At 61.0% G+C, this 16,712-nt stretch carries 20 protein-coding genes and 1 pseudogene; 13 read left to right on the top strand and 8 right to left on the bottom strand.

What is annotated here, in order from left to right:
• Nucleotides 1–511: 511 nt before the first annotated feature.
• The 5 genes and pseudogenes from BCA01S_RS33150 to BCA01S_RS33170 all read right to left on the bottom strand — a co-directional run bounded on the left by BCA01S_RS33150 (nucleotide 512) and on the right by BCA01S_RS33170 (nucleotide 3,256).
• Nucleotides 512–1,408: a DUF72 domain-containing protein gene (locus BCA01S_RS33150; protein ID WP_027780546.1), complete on the bottom strand. Its 897-nt coding sequence runs from the start codon at nucleotides 1,406–1,408 to the stop codon at nucleotides 512–514.
• 128 nt (nucleotides 1,409–1,536) lie between these two features.
• Complete coding sequence (locus BCA01S_RS33155) at nucleotides 1,537–1,875, bottom strand: hypothetical protein (protein ID WP_027780547.1); 339 nt, start codon at nucleotides 1,873–1,875, stop codon at nucleotides 1,537–1,539.
• Nucleotides 1,875–2,507, bottom strand: a complete 633-nt coding sequence (locus BCA01S_RS39575) for a PAAR domain-containing protein (RefSeq protein ID WP_084167091.1) — start codon at nucleotides 2,505–2,507, stop codon at nucleotides 1,875–1,877. The genes BCA01S_RS33155 and BCA01S_RS39575 overlap by 1 nt, the downstream gene beginning before the upstream one ends.
• Nucleotides 2,508–2,626: 119 nt before the next feature.
• Nucleotides 2,627–2,934: pseudogene (locus tag BCA01S_RS39405) on the bottom strand (DUF4148 domain-containing protein).
• 109 nt (nucleotides 2,935–3,043) lie between these two features.
• Nucleotides 3,044–3,256, bottom strand: a complete 213-nt coding sequence (locus BCA01S_RS33170) for a hypothetical protein (RefSeq protein ID WP_027780548.1) — start codon at nucleotides 3,254–3,256, stop codon at nucleotides 3,044–3,046.
• A gap of 179 nt (nucleotides 3,257–3,435) precedes the next feature.
• On the opposite strand from BCA01S_RS33170, the gene ku reads away from it, so the two are divergent.
• From ku to BCA01S_RS36185, 4 genes are all read left to right on the top strand, one after another.
• Nucleotides 3,436–4,353, top strand: coding sequence for a non-homologous end joining protein Ku (gene ku / locus BCA01S_RS33175; RefSeq protein ID WP_027780549.1), 918 nt, complete (start codon nucleotides 3,436–3,438; stop codon nucleotides 4,351–4,353).
• A gap of 14 nt (nucleotides 4,354–4,367) precedes the next feature.
• On the top strand, nucleotides 4,368–5,294 hold the full coding sequence (locus BCA01S_RS33180) for a tetratricopeptide repeat protein (protein ID WP_169740558.1): 927 nt from the start codon (nucleotides 4,368–4,370) through the stop codon (nucleotides 5,292–5,294).
• A gap of 163 nt (nucleotides 5,295–5,457) precedes the next feature.
• Nucleotides 5,458–6,090, top strand: a complete 633-nt coding sequence (gene yfcF, locus BCA01S_RS33185; RefSeq protein WP_027780551.1) for a glutathione transferase — start codon at nucleotides 5,458–5,460, stop codon at nucleotides 6,088–6,090.
• A gap of 171 nt (nucleotides 6,091–6,261) precedes the next feature.
• A complete protein-coding gene (locus BCA01S_RS36185) occupies nucleotides 6,262–7,056 on the top strand; it encodes a hypothetical protein (RefSeq protein ID WP_042320349.1) in 795 nt (264 codons plus the stop codon).
• Nucleotides 7,057–7,225: 169 nt separating this feature from the next.
• Here the strand turns inward: BCA01S_RS36185 and ligD are convergent, their stop codons facing one another.
• Together ligD and BCA01S_RS33200 are read right to left on the bottom strand one after the other, a co-directional pair.
• Nucleotides 7,226–9,196 (bottom strand): DNA ligase D, encoded by a 1,971-nt coding sequence (ligD, locus tag BCA01S_RS36190; RefSeq protein WP_052369591.1) that lies wholly within the window; start codon nucleotides 9,194–9,196, stop codon nucleotides 7,226–7,228.
• A gap of 1 nt (nucleotide 9,197) precedes the next feature.
• Nucleotides 9,198–9,494 carry a hypothetical protein gene (locus BCA01S_RS33200; RefSeq protein ID WP_027780553.1) on the bottom strand — a complete coding sequence of 99 codons (297 nt, stop codon included), beginning with the start codon at nucleotides 9,492–9,494 and terminating at the stop codon, nucleotides 9,198–9,200.
• A 520-nt stretch (nucleotides 9,495–10,014) separates the two neighbouring features.
• Between BCA01S_RS33200 and BCA01S_RS33205 the strand changes: the two genes are divergently transcribed.
• The 3 genes from BCA01S_RS33205 to BCA01S_RS39580 all read left to right on the top strand — a co-directional run bounded on the left by BCA01S_RS33205 (nucleotide 10,015) and on the right by BCA01S_RS39580 (nucleotide 11,383).
• Complete coding sequence (locus tag BCA01S_RS33205; RefSeq protein ID WP_156955181.1) at nucleotides 10,015–10,539, top strand: hypothetical protein; 525 nt, start codon at nucleotides 10,015–10,017, stop codon at nucleotides 10,537–10,539.
• Nucleotides 10,540–10,635: 96 nt separating this feature from the next.
• Complete coding sequence (locus BCA01S_RS33210; RefSeq protein WP_027780555.1) at nucleotides 10,636–10,830, top strand: YqaE/Pmp3 family membrane protein; 195 nt, start codon at nucleotides 10,636–10,638, stop codon at nucleotides 10,828–10,830.
• A 202-nt stretch (nucleotides 10,831–11,032) separates the two neighbouring features.
• Nucleotides 11,033–11,383 (top strand): HNH endonuclease, encoded by a 351-nt coding sequence (locus tag BCA01S_RS39580; protein ID WP_369495844.1) that lies wholly within the window; start codon nucleotides 11,033–11,035, stop codon nucleotides 11,381–11,383.
• On the opposite strand, the gene BCA01S_RS33220 is transcribed toward BCA01S_RS39580, so the two are convergent.
• Nucleotides 11,380–11,829 (bottom strand): SET domain-containing protein, encoded by a 450-nt coding sequence (locus BCA01S_RS33220; RefSeq protein ID WP_027780556.1) that lies wholly within the window; start codon nucleotides 11,827–11,829, stop codon nucleotides 11,380–11,382. The two genes, BCA01S_RS39580 and BCA01S_RS33220, sit on opposite strands and share 4 nt — an antisense overlap.
• 117 nt (nucleotides 11,830–11,946) lie before the next feature.
• On the opposite strand from BCA01S_RS33220, the gene BCA01S_RS33225 reads away from it, so the two are divergent.
• The 6 genes from BCA01S_RS33225 to BCA01S_RS33250 all read left to right on the top strand — a co-directional run bounded on the left by BCA01S_RS33225 (nucleotide 11,947) and on the right by BCA01S_RS33250 (nucleotide 16,454).
• Entirely contained in the window at nucleotides 11,947–12,231 is a 285-nt protein-coding gene (locus tag BCA01S_RS33225) for an H-NS histone family protein (RefSeq protein ID WP_027780557.1), read from the top strand.
• Nucleotides 12,228–12,818 (top strand): nucleoside 2-deoxyribosyltransferase, encoded by a 591-nt coding sequence (locus BCA01S_RS33230; protein ID WP_027780558.1) that lies wholly within the window; start codon nucleotides 12,228–12,230, stop codon nucleotides 12,816–12,818. Before BCA01S_RS33225 ends, BCA01S_RS33230 begins: the two co-directional genes overlap by 4 nt.
• A gap of 31 nt (nucleotides 12,819–12,849) precedes the next feature.
• Nucleotides 12,850–13,767 (top strand): tyrosine-type recombinase/integrase, encoded by a 918-nt coding sequence (locus BCA01S_RS33235; protein ID WP_027780559.1) that lies wholly within the window; start codon nucleotides 12,850–12,852, stop codon nucleotides 13,765–13,767.
• A 93-nt stretch (nucleotides 13,768–13,860) separates the two neighbouring features.
• Nucleotides 13,861–14,307, top strand: coding sequence for a hypothetical protein (locus BCA01S_RS33240; protein ID WP_244146116.1), 447 nt, complete (start codon nucleotides 13,861–13,863; stop codon nucleotides 14,305–14,307).
• A 160-nt stretch (nucleotides 14,308–14,467) separates the two neighbouring features.
• Nucleotides 14,468–15,940, top strand: a complete 1,473-nt coding sequence (locus BCA01S_RS33245) for a 3'-5' exonuclease (RefSeq protein WP_042320352.1) — start codon at nucleotides 14,468–14,470, stop codon at nucleotides 15,938–15,940.
• Nucleotides 15,941–15,971: 31 nt separating this feature from the next.
• The gene (locus BCA01S_RS33250) at nucleotides 15,972–16,454 is read left to right on the top strand and encodes a hypothetical protein (protein WP_027780562.1); all 483 of its coding nucleotides are present in this window, start codon (nucleotides 15,972–15,974) and stop codon (nucleotides 16,452–16,454) included.
• Nucleotides 16,455–16,712 lie beyond the last annotated feature (258 nt).

The raw sequence follows: 16,712 nt of genomic DNA on the forward strand, positions 1-16,712 counted from the left end.
ACACCGGAAGCTTGCCTTCTAAACGCGGCGGCGCTCAACGCTTAACTCGGCGCACGTTCGTAACAGTTACGCTGGGTTACATTTTCCTCGGAAAAACCGCTAGGCGAAAAAATGCCGGTCGCGGGGACCGGCTGAATGACTCTGCCAATTTTTACGAGGCCGTGGCAGAACCTGAGAGACCGCAACGAGGATAGCGGCACCCGCCACGCCGCAAACGGTTGATCAGAGGCCGGAAGCGGCGTCTTTTCTGACCGCCGGTGACGGCCAAGCGCCGCACAAGGCTCCCGGCTGTGTCGATCTAGCGGGCGGGGGCGGCCATCAACCAGCAGACAACGTCGGCCGGCGGGACAGGTGGGAGTGCGCAAACCGGCCCACCGTGTTCCCGTCCACGAGATCAACCGATGAAGCGCCCACTGTGAAAGGGTTACGTTGGCTCCTGGATCGGTGACTCCGTCGGCAGGTTTGCCCGGATGTCGGGAGGCGGGTAACCAGCCAAAGCGCTCCCGTCGCCTCACACTTCGATCTCCTTGAGCAGCCGTGTCATCGTTGCCGCATTGCGCTGCGCGACGTCGCGATAGCAGTTGTTGAACAGGACGTGCGTACGCCCTACACGCCGTGCGATTTGCGCGATCGATGGCGCAAGCTCGCGCAATTCCGGATCACTGTATTCGTAGTTAAACCGCTCGGCTGCCGACTCGGCGCCACTCCAAGTCGACGCGTTGCGGCCATGCAGTCGCACAATCGCCAGCTCAGGCGACGTCGCCTCCCACACAGAGTGCGCGCGCTTTGCCACACCTTCCGGCGCGTCGACGATGACGTGCACGATCCCGCGCTCCCGCTCCATTGCCAGCGTCGACTCACGGTGCTTCTCGCCAAACCAGCTTTCGTGCCGGAATTCGAATGCCGTCAAAAAGGGATGCATGCGCTCAGCACAGTGTTCAACGTGCGCCCTGGCTTTCGGCACCGCAGTCACCCAGTGAGGAAACTGGAAAAGCACTGAGCCAAGCTTGCCGGCCGCGTGTAGTGGCTGCAGCGCCTCGAAGAAGCGCGCCCACAATTCATCGAGCACCGCCGGCGGAATGTCCCTGTAGTAAAGGTTCTTCTTGCCGGTGACTGGTAGATCTGCCTGCAGATCCTTCGGGAAAAATCGCGGCTCCGTCTGGTGGCCGGTGAACAGCCGGAAAGCCTTCACGTCAAAGACGAAGCCCGCAGGCGTGCGCTCGACCCATAGCGCGCTGTTCGTGGCGCTCGGCATCGCGTAATAAGACGAATCGACTTCAACGAGCGGGAAAACGCTCGCGTAGTACCGCAGGCGCGCCTCAGCGCTAGTGCAGCCGGGAGGGTAGAAGGCTCCGGACTCAATCAGCGTCTTGTCAGTCCAGGAAGCGGTGCCCACCAGAATCGACATGCCAGTCTCCGTTGAGATCGGAGCGACCATTCTGCCACGGTCGTGCCTGCACTAAATGCAGATCGCCGGGAGCCGTTTGCACGTCGCCTCCTCCGGCCGCCAGGGGACCCATTGCCGCTCGCGGTGCGTTACGGCTTTTTGCCCCACCATGAACGTTTTCCGGTTTCCGGGGGCGTCGTACCCGGTCCAGAGGACGACCCAGATGCGTCATGATCGCTTTCAGTAGTGAGCGCAAGATGGCTCTTAAGGAACGGCGAACGGCCGGCAAGAATGAGCAGGATCATGCCGCCCAGCCGACGTGCGAAATCATCATCGAGCCGGTTATCAAAGTCTTCGAGCGGCACATCGACGCTGGTGCTTTTCTCGATGGCTGCCGCCACCAGATCCTGCGGAACATGATGATACGAAATGGTCTTTGCGTCCTCATCGAATAGCGTGATCACGCACGTCTTGCGCTTGGCTTCCATTAGTAACCCCTGCACTGTTGATAACGCTCAAACGCCCGCTGCGAGCAGGCCAGAAAATACGCGGGATTTTTATACATGGCTCTGGCAGCATTGCATGTTTCCATGTCGAGTTCGTACTGCGCATGGCACTCGGCCTCGTCGTCTTCGCTCACGCCTCGCGCGGCCAGTTCCATCACATCCCCGCTATTCGCCGCGTTGCTGGCAAAGGCGAGCGGCGGCGACTGCTTCAGCCCGCTCCCCGCTGACCCAGAGATTGCGCTTGGCGTCGGGGTCGAAGCTTCAGGGTTAGGCGCATACACATGGGCCGTGGCCCGCTGCACGACTGGGTCTGCCGGCGAGCCGTCCATCGACATTGACATTGTGCTTTGCGAAGCGATGAGCCGCGGCAATGGATTGCATCGGCAAAGACAGAGATCATCACTTAGTGCGGTTTGTCTGCCATCGGGACCTGCCTTTGGCCAGCGGGGGCCATCACACAGAATCTTGCCAGTGCTGTGGCATGCAGGGCAGCTCACCGCGTCGCCTTCAAACGCGAGAGGCAAGCCATCACAGTGCATGACGGCCGAGCCTTCGGTTACCGTGCCGCCCGCGGTGGTGCTGTCGCCTTTACGTATGTAGTAACGCTTGACCATGCGCGCCTCATTTTCATCGGACGAAAGCGCATGGTACGACCGGAATCGGCATCCGCAAAGGGGAACTCCAACCGGGTTCCCGGTTAGGCCCCTAGGGACCGTCAGCACATTCATGCCCATCATCCGGGCCGCGGCCGCTGACATTCGGTCTGAAACCAGTAGTCGATGAGGCGCTGTGCCGCTTGCAGGTCATCGGGGGAGTACGGATCGTCATGCCATGGCGACGGAGCATAGCCCGCTTTCATGAGCGCGGCCGGTTCACTCTGGTGCTGCGCCATGGTCGGGGGCGCATTCGACTTCGGCGCCGAGAGTTCACGGCATTCTGTCGCGTTAGATAAGGGCGGTTATACGGCATGCCGCGGGCCGCGCAGCCGAGCAGATAGGTCGAAGCGAACATTGCCGCCACGACTGTGCATCGTCTGGTCATATCGCCGCCCTCCCGGCACCGCGAACCTGGCCCCGGGCCTGGACAGATCAACGGCCTGCCCGGCTGCACCGTTCCCTCGACGCAGGCCTCCGGGCGTTCCACGGCGTCGCTATTTGTCGCCGCTGCCAAGCTCGCTGTGCTTGTGCGAATGCGTCGCGCCGTGGACCAGTTCATAGTGCGCGCCCTTGCCCGAGCGGGTCGGCGGAAAATGCTCGCCTTCGACGCACGTCACCTCGAATTCCGGCCCGTCGCCGCCCTCCTTCACTACTTTGTAGATCCCGGACGTCTTAACGATCTCGCCTGGCTTATGCTGGTCTGCCATTTCTGCCTCTCCTTTTGATGGATTCATTTGTCCTGTCAAGCAAGTGGCGCGCCCGTCTTCCACAGGGATGCCATCTGCTGAATGTGGCCACTTGCCGGCCCACAAACGAGTGCTAATCTGTTTGCATCGCCCCGGCGCGCTCAAGCGCCGCCTTTTCTTCTGTTCATCAGGAGACGCCCATGGCTGCCCGTTCAATTGCATCGCTCTCGCTTTCTTTTGGACTGGTGTCCATCCCTGTGCGGTTGTATTCGGCGACCTCAGCGTCCGAGACAGTCAGCTTCAATCTGCTCGCTCCGGACGGCTCCCGCGTCCAGCAGCAATACGTGTCGAAAGCCACGGGAAAGGTCGTCGAGCGCGTCGAAATGCAGAAAGGCTATGAGTTCGAGAAAGACAAGTTCGTCGTATTCACGAAGGAGGAACTGAAGGCGCTCGAGGAAAGCCCCAGTCACATCGTTGAGATTCTGGCATTTCTGCCTGACCGGTCCATCGACCCCATCTACTACGACAAGGCGTACTTCGTCGCGCCCGACAAACGGGGTGGCAAGCCGTACTGCCTGCTCAAGAAGGCCCTTTTGGCGAGCAAGCGATGTGCACTTGCGTCATGGAACTGGAAGGCCAAGACCCATATGGTGCAGGTGCGGGCAACCGACGACGGACTCATCCTTCAGCAACTGCTGTGGGGCGATGCTGTTCGCTCACTAAAAGACCTGGACATCGAGGACGCGCCTGTCACCGAAAATGAATTGCAGCTTGCCCTCAAGATCATCGAGCAGGGCGAAACCGAGCGCTATGAGCCGGAGAAATACGAGGATAAGGAAAAGAAGCGCGTGCTCGAAGCGATCGACGCGAAGATCGAGGGAAAGCAGGTTGTGACGCCGCAGGAAGATGCGGCCGCCGACAGCGGCCAGGTGATCGACCTGATGGAAGCGTTGCGCGCAAGCCTTGCAAGAAACGCAAAGCGCACAGCATCGCCTTCGCGTGCGAAGTCACCGGCCGCTGTCGCCGAGCTCCCCGCGAAGCCACGCAAGACGGTGAAACGGGCAGAAAAAATTGAAGAGCCCGTGGCCGCGCCCACTAAAACGCGGGCACGGCGGTGACGGGCCGCTCGACCGTGCACACCTTTTCGCTACGGGAAGTGCAATCGCTTCTCGGGGTCTCGCGCCGCGCCCTGCGAACCCTGGTCGACGCCGGCTTTGTGCAGCCGTCGCACGGCGCGCGTAACGATCTGCGCTTCACCTTCCGTGATGTGGTGCTGCTGCGCACGGCGTTGAAATTGCGCGGTTCGCGGATACCGCCTCGACGAATTCTCAAGGCGCTCTCACGTATCAGGGATCAGTTGCCTGATGCCGCGCCCCTAACGGGCGTGCGCATTACGGCAGTCGGCGACGCGGTGGCCGTGGCGACCGGAGACGCGCAGTGGGATGCCGTCTCTGGCCAGCTGCTTCTGGACTTCGAAATCGCGGAAGTGAAAGGCGACGTGACGTTTCTCGACAATGCGCCGGCCAGCGTGAGTGCACGGAGGAAACAGGCCGAAGACTGGTATTCGCTTGCCGAGCAGTTGCAGGCGACCGACGCAGTCGGCGCAGAGGCCGCGTACCGCAAGGCGATTGAGATTTCGCCGGAGCCTGACTTCCACGCCTACAACAACCTTGGCGCCCTGCTTGCGAGCGATCGCGATCGCTGCGCACACGCTCTCGAAGTGTTCGATGAAGCGCTGCAACATTTCCAGGACGCCGAACTACTGCACGCAAATCGCGCGGTGCTCCTGGAAGAAGCCGGCCGCCTTGAAGAGGCCGCCGCCAGCTACCTGCACTGCGTTGAGATCAACGGAAAGAACGACCAGGCGGCACTGAACCACGCTGTATTGCTTGAGCAGCTAGGAAGAGTTGACGAGGCTATGGCGGCCTACGCGCGCTGCCTCGAAATCAACCCGGCCAACGAGGAAGCCTTGCGCCACCTCACGCGACTCCACGAGCAGAACGGCGATTCGCAGGCCGTTATCCGTCATCTAAGCGCATGGCGACGCTTCAACGGCTGACAAACCGCGGACACGCCGCCGCACCGATGCCACCGCGTCGGGCAATAATCGGCCAAAAGCGGCCGGTCGACACCAGTTCCCAGATCGCCGACAATCACTCAAGCTGTTCATCTCGTTGGCTTGCACCGAGCCGCAAAAATTAACAATCACCCAGGATGGCGCCATGTCCGAGGCTCCGCTTCGCTTATATGCCGATGCACAGTTCGCAAGCCCATACGCGATGTCCGTGTTCGTCGCTCTTCAGGAGAAGCAACTGAAATTTGAGCTGTTCGCGGTTGATCTTGGAACCGGCGCTAACCACGAAGAGCGCTACGCTGTCGAATCGTTGACTCAGCGCGTACCTACGTTGGCACACGGCGATTTCTCGCTATCCGAGTCAACGGCAATCACCGAGTACCTGGACGAGACATTCCCTGAAACGCTGATTTATCCCCGTGACCGAAATCTTCGTGCGAGAGCGCGCCAACTTCAGGCGTGGCTTAGAAGCGACCTGATGCCCATTCGTCAGGAGCGCTCTACGGAGCTAGTGTTTTATAAGAAGGAGGCTCCGGCGCTTTCAGCCGCAGCGGAAATGGCAGTGCAAAAGCTGTACTCTGCAGTCGGCCAGCTTCTCTCGCAAGATGCATCGAATCTCTTTGGTGAGTGGTGTATTGCCGACACGGATCTCGCGGTGATGCTGAATCGCCTTGTCATGAATGGCGACAACGTTCCTGCGAAATTTGCGTCGTACGCGACGCGCCAATGGGAACGAGAGTCCGTGCAGCAGTGGGCCAAGCTAAGCAGACCGCCGCTCTGACCACCGATACGAGCGGCGTTGCTCGGCGCGGGACGGGAGTCGGCAACAAGCGGTCCCTTGTCGTGGTGTCCGGATAACAGCCGTTCGGCGGTGCAATGACACAGACAAAAATCACGAGCCGTCATAAGGGGACGAGGGTATGATCCCACTTTAAATCCGCTCGACTTCGGCATGCTCGCGCTCAAACTAACGCTTGTCCCGCTGTTCTTGCTTGTCGTTTCAATGTCGGGTAAATGGTGGGGGCCATCGATTGCTGGCTGGTTGGCTGGTTTGCCCGTGGTAGCCGGTCCGATTCTGTTCATTCTTGTGCTCGCGCATGGCCCGCTCTTCGGGGCACGTGCTGCCACGCTTTCCCTTTCCGCGATCCTCGCGTCAGAAGCATTCAACTTTGGGTATGCATGGACCTGCCGCTCACGTCCGTGGCCGGTTGCGCTGGCTGCTGGGCTCGGTGCATGGTTTATATCCGCGTGCGGCCTTTCCATATTGCCCACTTCACCGCTATCGGCCGCAGCCGCCGCCCTTGCCGCTGTCTGTTTCGGTCAGTCCTTCTTGCCGCGCAGTCCGGTGGTCCCCGCTGGCGGACCGCTTACGCGCTCCGAGCTGGTTGGCCGAATGGTTGCGGGCGCGGTGTTGACACTACTTGTCACCTCGTTATCTGGATGGGCAGGCCCCGCATGGAGCGGTCTTTTGGCGGTATTTCCGCTGCTCGGAATTGTTTTGTCGGTGTCGTCTCACCGCGTACACGGATCGGCCTTTGTTATCTCGTTGCTTCGGGGTATGGTGCTTGGCCGGTTTTCGTTTGCCGCATTTTGTTTGCTACTCTCCTTCTCGCTGCCTCAGCAGGCTCCACTCTTGGCCTTCGCGGAGGCGGCGGCCCTCGCGATGCTTGTGCAGTGGGGCACCAAGCGGCTAGCAACAACGCGGACCGCCAACCGTGCCGAGCCGACCATCGCTGCAACGGACTGACTGCTTCAACGACATTTATCTCGTCCAGTGCCTGCTGAATGTCCGCTTTCGAACTGCGCGACTGTCCCTTGTGGGTCGATGACAGCCGGTCGACGTGGAAATGCGCGGCGGTCGGTGTCGCCGCATACTAGCTTGTAACGAACGTGGCCATGGCCGCCTCGCCATTCACTCAATCTATGCTCACTGCCCGCCGCATAGCGGCAGTGATGCCCTGCCGGGTTTGCCAGTAGCCGTGCCATGGGTCAACCGTGAGCGACCGCTGACGCTCGAGAGCCTTGCTCATCGTCCATTCATCGCCGCGCGTCACGTCCTTCAATTCGTCCCACGAGACCGGCATTGATACGCCCATACCTGACCGGGACCGCACGGAGAAGGCGGCGACCGTGCTCGCACCGCGACTGTTGCGCAGGTAGTCGATAAAGATCTTGCCTACGCGGTTTTTCGGCCCGAGCACTGCCGAAAATCGTTGCGGCACGACCGTGGCCATGTGCTTCGCAACCGCGTGCGCGAAGGCCTTGGTCTCACTCCATCCCTGCCGGCGCGTCAGGGGCACAACGACGTGAAAGCCCTTGCCGCCACTGGTCTTTGGAAAAGAGCGCAGGCCGATCTCGTCAAGCACGACCTTCAGAAGCTCGGCAGCTTCCAGCATCGCGGTCCACGGCAGCGCCGGGTCCGGGTCAAGATCGAAGATGATGCGATCCGGGTGCTCGAGGTCGGGCGCGACGGCGTTCCACGTGTGCAACTCAATAACGGACATCTGCGCGAGCCCCACCAGCGCTTCGGGCGTGTTAGCAACGAGCAACGGAGGATGACGCGGATGCAGTTCAGTGGGCAACTCCTCAATCCCAGGAATGGCCGCCCGCTCGCTATGTTTCTGAAAAAACAGCTCGCCCTTGATACCGTCTGGTGCTCTCACGAGCGCAAGCGGCCGGTTATGCAGCTGAGGCAACGCCCACTCGGCGATCGCGGCGTAATACTCCGCCAGCTCTTTTTTCGTGTGACCAGTGACTTCGTCCAGTACACGTTGCGGATTTGTTATGCGGATAGTGCCGATTTTGAGGCCGCCCTTAGGTCCCGGCACTTCGCGCGTCGAACCTGTGTCCGCTTCGACGGGTTCGTCGTACTCCACGGCTACCATCGGCTCTTCGCTAACCGCGGACGCGGGCTTGTCGTCGCGTACGGCATGGAAGATGGGATGACGCACCTCGCCTCCCGGCGTCCATTCCAAAAACGAGCATTCAACGACGACCGAGGGATCAAGCCACAGGTAGTCGCGTTCCTTCTCAGGCTTCGGCGGGTTGTAGAAGGCTGTGGAGTCGCGGAGTACGGACTCCGCTCTCTTCAGAAAAGCGGAGCCAGCGCGCGACGAAAAGTAAGGTCTGACGCTGCCGGCGTAGCGCAACGCGCCATCCTTCTCGTACACGCCGAGCAGCAGCGAATGCACGCCAGAGCGCGCGCCCTTCACCCGCGTGAAACCGCCGACGACAAATTCCTGTCGAAGGTGGCATTTGAGTTTGATCCAGTCTGGCGACCGCCCCGAGCGGTACGGCGCGTCGCCGCGCTTGCCAATGATGCCTTCAAGCTTCATTTTGCACGCCGACGCGACGAGCGACACGGGGTCCTGCGGAAAGTCCTCGGAGAATCGGATGACGTCGGATGATTGTTCCGCCATCAGGTCCCTCAACAGCGCTCTGCGCGCTCGCAGCGGCTGCTCGCGAAGGTCTGTTCCGTTCAGCCAGAGAATGTCGAACACGAACATGACGATCTCGGCCGTGCTGCGCCGGTCGAAGGCATTTTGCAACGCGTTGAAGTCTGGCTGACCGCTTGAATCGAGCACGACGGCCTCGCCGTCGAGCCACGCGTCATCGACCTGCAGCGCAGAGCAGGCATCCGCGAGACGCGGCATCCGCTCAGTCCAGTCATGACCATTGCGGGTGAAGATCGTCGCGACGCCGCCCTCGATGCGGGTCATTACGCGATAACCGTCGAATTTGATCTCGTAGGACCAGTCGCCTCCCTTCGGCGGACGGTCCACCAGTGTCGCCAGTTGCGGTTGTATCAGCGCCGGCAAGCCCGTCTCACCGCGCGCTTGCGGTGGAACGACGACCGTATTCGGACGCCCCCGGCCCCAGCGCCCCATCTCACACACCGGCCTCGTGCGGCGGCGCATCCATCAGCCACCGTTTCACCTCCGGACGGCTGCTGAATACCGGATTCGCCACCCAACTTTCGAACGCCGGGCGCCAGTCCTCCCAGACATAATCGTCCATGTTGAACTCCTCGTCGACGGTGCCTGTTCCCCGCTCACACAGGAAGGCGAAGGCCACGGAATAGCCATTCCAATACGCCACCATGCAGTCGTTCAGGTTCGCAACTGTGCCTTGTGGCAGATCGCGGAGCATCATTGAAAGCTGGCGTACAAAGTCGTGATGATTCATAGGGCTCCTCCTTCCCTTCGCCCGTTCGAGGCATAAACGCGCGCGTTGCGCGCCCATTGGGTGACACAGCAGTTTCCATACCGGCGTTTCCGCGCGCCCGACAGGATTCAGTTTTCTGCTGTTCCGCCGATAACTAGTGAGCCGCAATCCGCTTCCTGACCACCGCATGCCAGCATGCTGTGATCGAAGGGGCGAACTTGACAACCCGTTCCCGCCAGTACGATGGAATGACATCCATCGAGGAATTTATGACGCGACGCGACCGCAATCAATCACGAAGCATGAGCACGCATCCGACAACCGCAGCAGGAAAAGCCCTGATATTCGCCGCTTTCCTAGCTGTCAGTCTCAGGCGTCTTGCGACGTGACGGAGCGACGGACGTCATCAAGCCGATATTGCCATCGTTGCCGCCGACGACGGAGATGCCGCGGTGGCGATGTTCTCCGGGACAGCGCGGAGACAATACCCCGGCTACACGCTGATCGCAACGCTCGCTTCGCCGGTGCCCGCAGCAGACACGTGCGAGAACAGCATCTAAGATTCAGACGTAAAACATCAATGCCCGTATCGAAAAAGCGCAGGAAGCTGCACAACGCGAGCGCCGAGCAGGCCACGAAGAAGCGACTGCTGACCTCACCGCTTGCACGCGTTGAGGCGGACCGCATAGTCCTGCAAATCCGCGTTGGCGTGGAAGCGATCCGCTCTGGCCACCGCGACGAGACCGCGTTGCTCAACCTCCAGTCAGTGATCCTGCTCACCGAAATGCTGACGGCCGAAGGGCGAGGCGCCTTGTCGTTGGACGTGATCCGCGATACTGGCCGGCGCATCGTTCGTTTACTGGAAGAAGGCAATGATACTGAGCCTTGGACAGTGCCTGCCGCGTTTAGCGACGCCCTCACAGCCATCGTCAACGAGTACGACCGGATGATGCATCAGGTGCCGTTGCAGGCCGTGCTGGCCGCCAGCGGCAAGCTGGAGCGTCTTGAGGCAGAAGACCCGCAGTATTTCCGTTGCGTGCGCGACAGCAACGGCGCGCCTGGCTGACTGAGGCGCATTGCACGACCGAATTGTGGCGAGCGTTCGCCACAATTGCCAGCAAGTCGCTGGCAGTTTTTTACCCTAACCGCTGAAGGATTCAAAATGCGTTTGTTGCTTGCTCTTGTCTTCCCCTGGCTGCAGTTTTTCACCATCGGCCGACCCTTCGCGGGAATCATCTGCCTGCTGCTGCAGATCACACTGATTGGCTGGATTCCGGCTGCAATCTGGTCGGTCTATGCGCTAAGCCAGTACAAAACGGACCGGAAGATCGAACGCGCGCTGGGAAGTCGCGGATGATCGGTGCCATTCGCGGCCCCATGCGCCGGGTCGCGAGGTGATTGTCGATGGCCAGGCGTATCCGCCTGGTACGGAAACGGAAGCAGGAATGTCTACGGTTTTGGTATTGGATCAAACCGGCGTGGCGGCGTCGAACTGCTCGCCTGAACGTGCAAAGGCTCTAATCGGAAAGGGTGCGGCCGAACTGGTCCACATGACACCGATGACGATCAGGCTCACGCGGCCACTGGGAAACGGAGCTCCATCGTCTGCACGCAGACCGCGAGACGTCACTAATCCCAGTCAGAAGAAGCGGTCATCGCGTCTAAGGAGCTTGCGCGCCCGGGACGGGAGTAACTGCTTTTACTGTGGTGCCGCGCTGGAGAATGAAGACGTCACGCTCGAACACCTGCTATCAGAGAAAGACGGAGGCTCGTCGCGGCTCGCCAACCTGGCGTTGGCCCACAAAAAATGCAACGAACTCGCTGCAGATCTTCCGGTCGTCGAGAAGGTCCTGCTTCGTGAACGTCTGCGTGCCGCGAGAACCGCGGCGCCACCACACCGCGCCGGCTAACCACGGTGGGTGGTTGCGGCGAGCATCGTCCCGCGACATCGACGGTGACCACATCGGCACTCGTATTGCTCCCGCACGGCTGCCGAGAGGCGGCCCTCTACCGAGAGCCCATATGTGATGAAAAGCTCCTCGCCCGGCCCGATGTCCGAGACCGCATGGATGTGTACCCTTCCATTTGACTCCACAGCCTCGCAATTGGCTACGCACGCGTGGTTCAGCCAGCGCGCGCTGTTGCCGCCAAGAGAACCGTCGATGACACGTCCATCAGATAGTCCGAAAAGGAAGGTGTGCCCCTCCTTGCCGAAACGACGATTGCGGGTTATCGCCTGCTTCCAGCTCATGACCGTGCCGGCGTACTCGAGAATGAGCTCGCCCGCCTGGATGGGACGTAGTGCAAAGACGCCGCGACCGTGAACGCCCGAGCGGCGGACAGCAATTCTTTTCATCAGTACCTGTTGCAGTGAATGTCGAGCGTGCGCTCATTGGTGTGGAACCGGATGCCAACTTGACAGCAGCGGGAGCCTGGTAGAATCGTCCATCATAACCAACGAAACTTCAACGAAATGGAACGCTATAGGGACCTGCTTGCGCAAAAGGAGCAGTTGGAGAAGCTGATCGCCGAAGCGCATAAGAAAGAGGCCGGTGCGGCGCTCGAACGAGTGCGCGAGGCCGTCGCGGAGTTCGGCTTCACGCCGGAAGACGTCTTTGGGAAGCGTCGCGGCAACACCCGTCGGGCGGCGGCGCCGAAGTATCGCAATCCCGAGACCGGCGAGACCTGGAGCGGGCGCGGCCGCGCACCACGCTGGATCAAGGATCAGGACCTCGAACGCTTCCGCATCAAAGAATGAGTGGCGCGCAGCACGACGTTGTCAAGGCCCGGATCTACCTCGCCGGGTTTGACGTTTTCCGCGTCGATGCGCTCGACTATGGTCGCTCGCTCCGGCGGATGTGCGCCGACGCCGGATTCGAGGGCCTCTACCCGCTCGATGCACTGGCGCCGGCGGACCTGTCACCGCAGGAAAAAGCTGCGTGGATCTATCGCTGCAATCTGGCAGCGATCCGCCGCGCGGACATTGTCATGGCCAACGTGGCAGATTTTCGCGGCGCGGGCGAGCCTGATAGCGGCACCGCTTTCGAGATCGGGTTTGCGGTTGCGCTCGGGAAGCCCGTCTGGGCTTATCGGGAGGATCTCGCCGCGTTGCGCGAGCGCGTGCCACGCAGCGCGACACATCTCGGCGATGTCTGCGAACGCGGCTATCTGGTTGAGGATTTCGGGCTTCCCCTTAACCTGATGCTCGCGTGCGCCGCAAAGATCGTTCAGGGCGGTCCGCTTGCATGCCTGCGTGCTATCTCTGTCGCCTATGAGGGTGGCACGACAGCCCCCTCTTCCTGGAGGCAAGATGGCGGATCGGAGATCCGCCAGGTGCAGGGTTGACGCCACTTCAGTATATAAGGTGCTAAACGCCATGAACGAGTCGCATCTGTGGACAGCCGAGCCGCACACCGCCTATCTGCATTGGCAGACAACAGAGGCGGCCGGCGCGGACCGCCGCCGGTTCTCCCAACGCTCGATCGTGCAACACAAGGCCATGTTCGACCGGTTCCTGCGCCATCTGCTCACCCGAGGGGTGACACTCGCGACGTTCGGGCCCGAGCACCTTGATTCATTCTTTGACGATGTCGAAAACCGCTGTGCGCCAGGGACGACCACGCGCCTGCGTTACGTCAAGCTGATCGACCGGCTGTGCCGCCATCTGGTCGACGTCGGCCTGCGTCACAGTAATCCGGCGGCAACCTTCGCGCTGTCGGCCGCCTGGCCCGAGGACGAGCCTGAACCGCTCTTTCTCGATACCGACGCGGACACCGCCCTCCAAGGCTATGTCCAACCCGACGCCGGCGACGATGCCCGCCTGTGCCGCAACCGCGCGGTCGTTGCGCTGCTGCTGGGGGCGGGCCTCACTGCGGCCGAACTTCGCGGCGCGCGATGGCGTGACGTGGTCATCGAAGGGATAAGGCCGCAGGTGTCCGTGCCGAAGCGAGGCGCACGCCTCGAGAGGACTGTGCCGCTTCCCGCCTTCTCGACGCCTGCGCTCGCGGCATGGCAACGGATTCATCCGTCGCCCGACGGCGCGCTTCTTTTCCCCGCGCCGCGCACAGACGACAAGCCGATCAACGATGTGCTCCTCGGTGTGATCGTCCGCGAAGCATTGGACGCGATCGGCTTTGCTGCGCCGGACATGAGCCCGCGCGTGTTGCGCAACACCTTCGCGCGTCGGCAACTGCTGTCTGGTCGCACTAACGAGCAGACGAGCGCAATGCTGGGTCTGGCCAGTCATCGCACCGTTATCCGCATCCGCGACACCATCAGCGCCCAGACGACTTGACTTCGCTTCCCACTCCGTAGGCTGGTCTTGCCGGTTCGTTTGCGCCGGCACAACCTTTGTTCGGAGTGCTACATGCCATACAAAACATCATTCATGGACATGGCCTATCCCGATGAAACGGGCCGGCCGTGCGCCCTCCAGTTCCGCATTGCGCTTACGGCAACAACTGAGCGCCTGGCGATTGTCCATCTGCTTGAGACGAAGGCCGAGTACCAGGGTCCGATGGAGTCATCCATCGTCCGCGACCAGATCCTGAATCGCATTCTGGATATTCATCTGCGCGGTGTTCCGCTGAACGCCATCCGGCTCGTCGTCGAGAGCGGCGGAGAGTCGTCGCTGTTTCCAATCGATTTCGACGTAGGGGACTACATCAAGCGTGGCAATCCATACGAGGCGACGCATGTCACAACGGGCCGCGGTCTGTTTCGGGAACGTGTCGCGATCCGGTCTGAGTCGGTTGTCGCCGGACGAACCCGCGTACAGACCAGCCACGCCGAGCCTGTTGCCGTGCCGCGCGAAATAGCCAACGCGCTGCGCTAGGCGTGTGACGCGGTCGGCCCGCTCACAAGCCCAAAAGGCGGTGGTGTTACGCCGTCTTTCGACTGCGCGTGCACCTGCGCGACCGGTCAGAATGTCCTGGAGTTCGTGTATCCCGCGACCCGCATCACAGCCCTTCGCTGCCCACATCATTCGAGAGCGCATGAAAACAATCAAGCCGACGAAAGAACAGCTCGACACGCTCGAGACGGTCGCCTCCGGCGCTACGGTAAAAGTGAAGGCGTACGCCGGCGCCGGCAAGACCTCGACGCTCGGGATGATCGCCGAACGGTTCAGCACGAAGCGTGGCCAGTACCTCGCCTTCAATAAGGACATTGCGGCCGAAGCAAAGCGGAAGTTTCCGCGCAACGTCATGTGTCAGACGGTGCATTCGGTCGCCTTCCGGGCCACCGACAAGGCGCTGACCGCGCGGCTGAATCTCCCAAAGGAGCCGCCTCACCTTCTGGCCGCCAGGTACGGGCTCGGCCCCGTCCGCGTTCCGACGATTATTGGCAAAAACGTCGAGCTTTCCGCCTTCCAGGTCGGCCGCCTCGTTGCAGATGGCGCTGCACGCTTTTGCCGGTCTGCTCAGGACGAGCCAGAAGCGTGGCACATTCCAGTCGACGAGATGGTCACCGAACAGTCGGCCGACGAGTTGCGCGCGATGCTTTTGCCCTTTGTGGTACGACACTGGAACGAGAGCATTGACCCGCAGGGAAAGACCGCCATCACCCCGGACACGTATCTGAAGACGTGGGAGCGGTCGCGGCCGCAGATCGGCGCCGATTTCATCCTGTTCGATGAGGCGCAGGACAGCGACGGTCTGATGCTGTCGGTACTGCGTCGCCAGCAGCACGCGCAGGTCATCTACGTGGGCGATCCCTATCAGCAGATCTACGAGTGGCGCGGCGCGGTCAACGCGATGGATCTGATCAAGGCCCGGGAGTGCGCGCTCACCGAGTCGTTTCGCTTCGGACCGCACTTTGCCGCGCTTGCGTCGCGGGTTTTGACCTTGCTGGGCGAGCGGGTACCGCTTCGCGGCCAGCCCCACATATCGTCTGCATTCTTCGAGGACTATGACCCTGCCCGTAGCTTCGACGCCATCCTCTGCCGCAAGAACGTGACCGTCATCGGAACCCTGGCAAACGGGCTGCAGAGTGGGCATAAGGTCGCGGTGCGCGCGAACATTGAAGAGATCCTCGCATTTGCTGACGGCGCGGACCGCCTGATGCGGGGTCAACGCACCTACAGCCCGGCGTCGCTCGCGCTGTTTGAGACGTGGCGCGACGTGCAGGACTATGCGTCGAGCTACGCCGGGCGCGATCTGTTGCCAATCGTTCAGATCATCGACCGTGAGGGAACCGCCTTTCTGCGCGACATGCTGTCACGCGTGAGCCCCGAAGCGGAGGCCGACTACGTTGTGTCGACTATCCACCGCGCAAAAGGCCTTGAATGGAATCGTGTGAAGGTCTGCGGCGATTTCCGTTTCAAGACGGACGATGATGGACGCACTACGCTTACCGACGAGGAGAAGCGCCTGCTGTATGTGGGCCTTACACGCGCCCGGAATGAAATGGACGTGTCCGAGTTGCGCAACGATCTGCTTAAAGTTTTCCAGGATGCGGCCGAAAGCTGATAAGGCTGTCCATACAATGCAAGGAGCAAAGATGAATGAGGTTACGGGACGGGTCGGAAGCACCGGGGAACACGACGCTGCGCTGGACGACACACCAGATACGCTCACGGTTTTCGATCATCTGCGGCTCACCTTCGGCGCCAGGCGCCATCACACAGAAGCAGGAAGGGCCATTGTCCTTCTCGTTGAGCGTTACGAGGCAGTTTGCGTCGCGAGGGACGGAGACACGCCCGCCATACGGAAGCAGGCGCGAGGTTCCGTCTACCAGTTCATAGCGAAGAAAACAAACCTGTCTTGCGACACCATTAAGCTCTATGCCCGATGCTACGAGAAATTTGGCGATAGTGGGGACGCCGTCGAATATCTAACGCTAAGTGATATGCAACTGCTGTTGCCGGAAAGCGTGGACGATGACCTCATCGCACACATCGTCGAAGCGAGGAAATTCGATCCCGACCTACGTCGGGAAGAAATCAAGAAGATGATGCGTGAATACCGCGCGGGCGTTGTTTGACTGTGGGCAGGTCTTGATGCTCAAGGTTTCTCACGACGTCGATCCGGACGAACCGGGGCGATAAACGGCGGTTTTTGAAGCTCGACGCCCTCTGGCCAGACGTGCACCACTATATCTCCTAGAATTACCGCTTATTGCAGATCGCCGAACGAGATGGCAGGCCAACCGAAAGATCAATCCACCGGGCACTCTGGACGCTCCGTTAGCCCCCAAGTTGTCTTCGATGCGCACGAGCCAATCACGCGCGGCAGAGCGCGG

Origin of the sequence: Paraburkholderia caledonica NBRC 102488, from assembly GCF_000685095.1 — a bacterium.
Classification (GTDB): Bacteria; Pseudomonadota; Gammaproteobacteria; order Burkholderiales; family Burkholderiaceae; genus Paraburkholderia; species Paraburkholderia caledonica.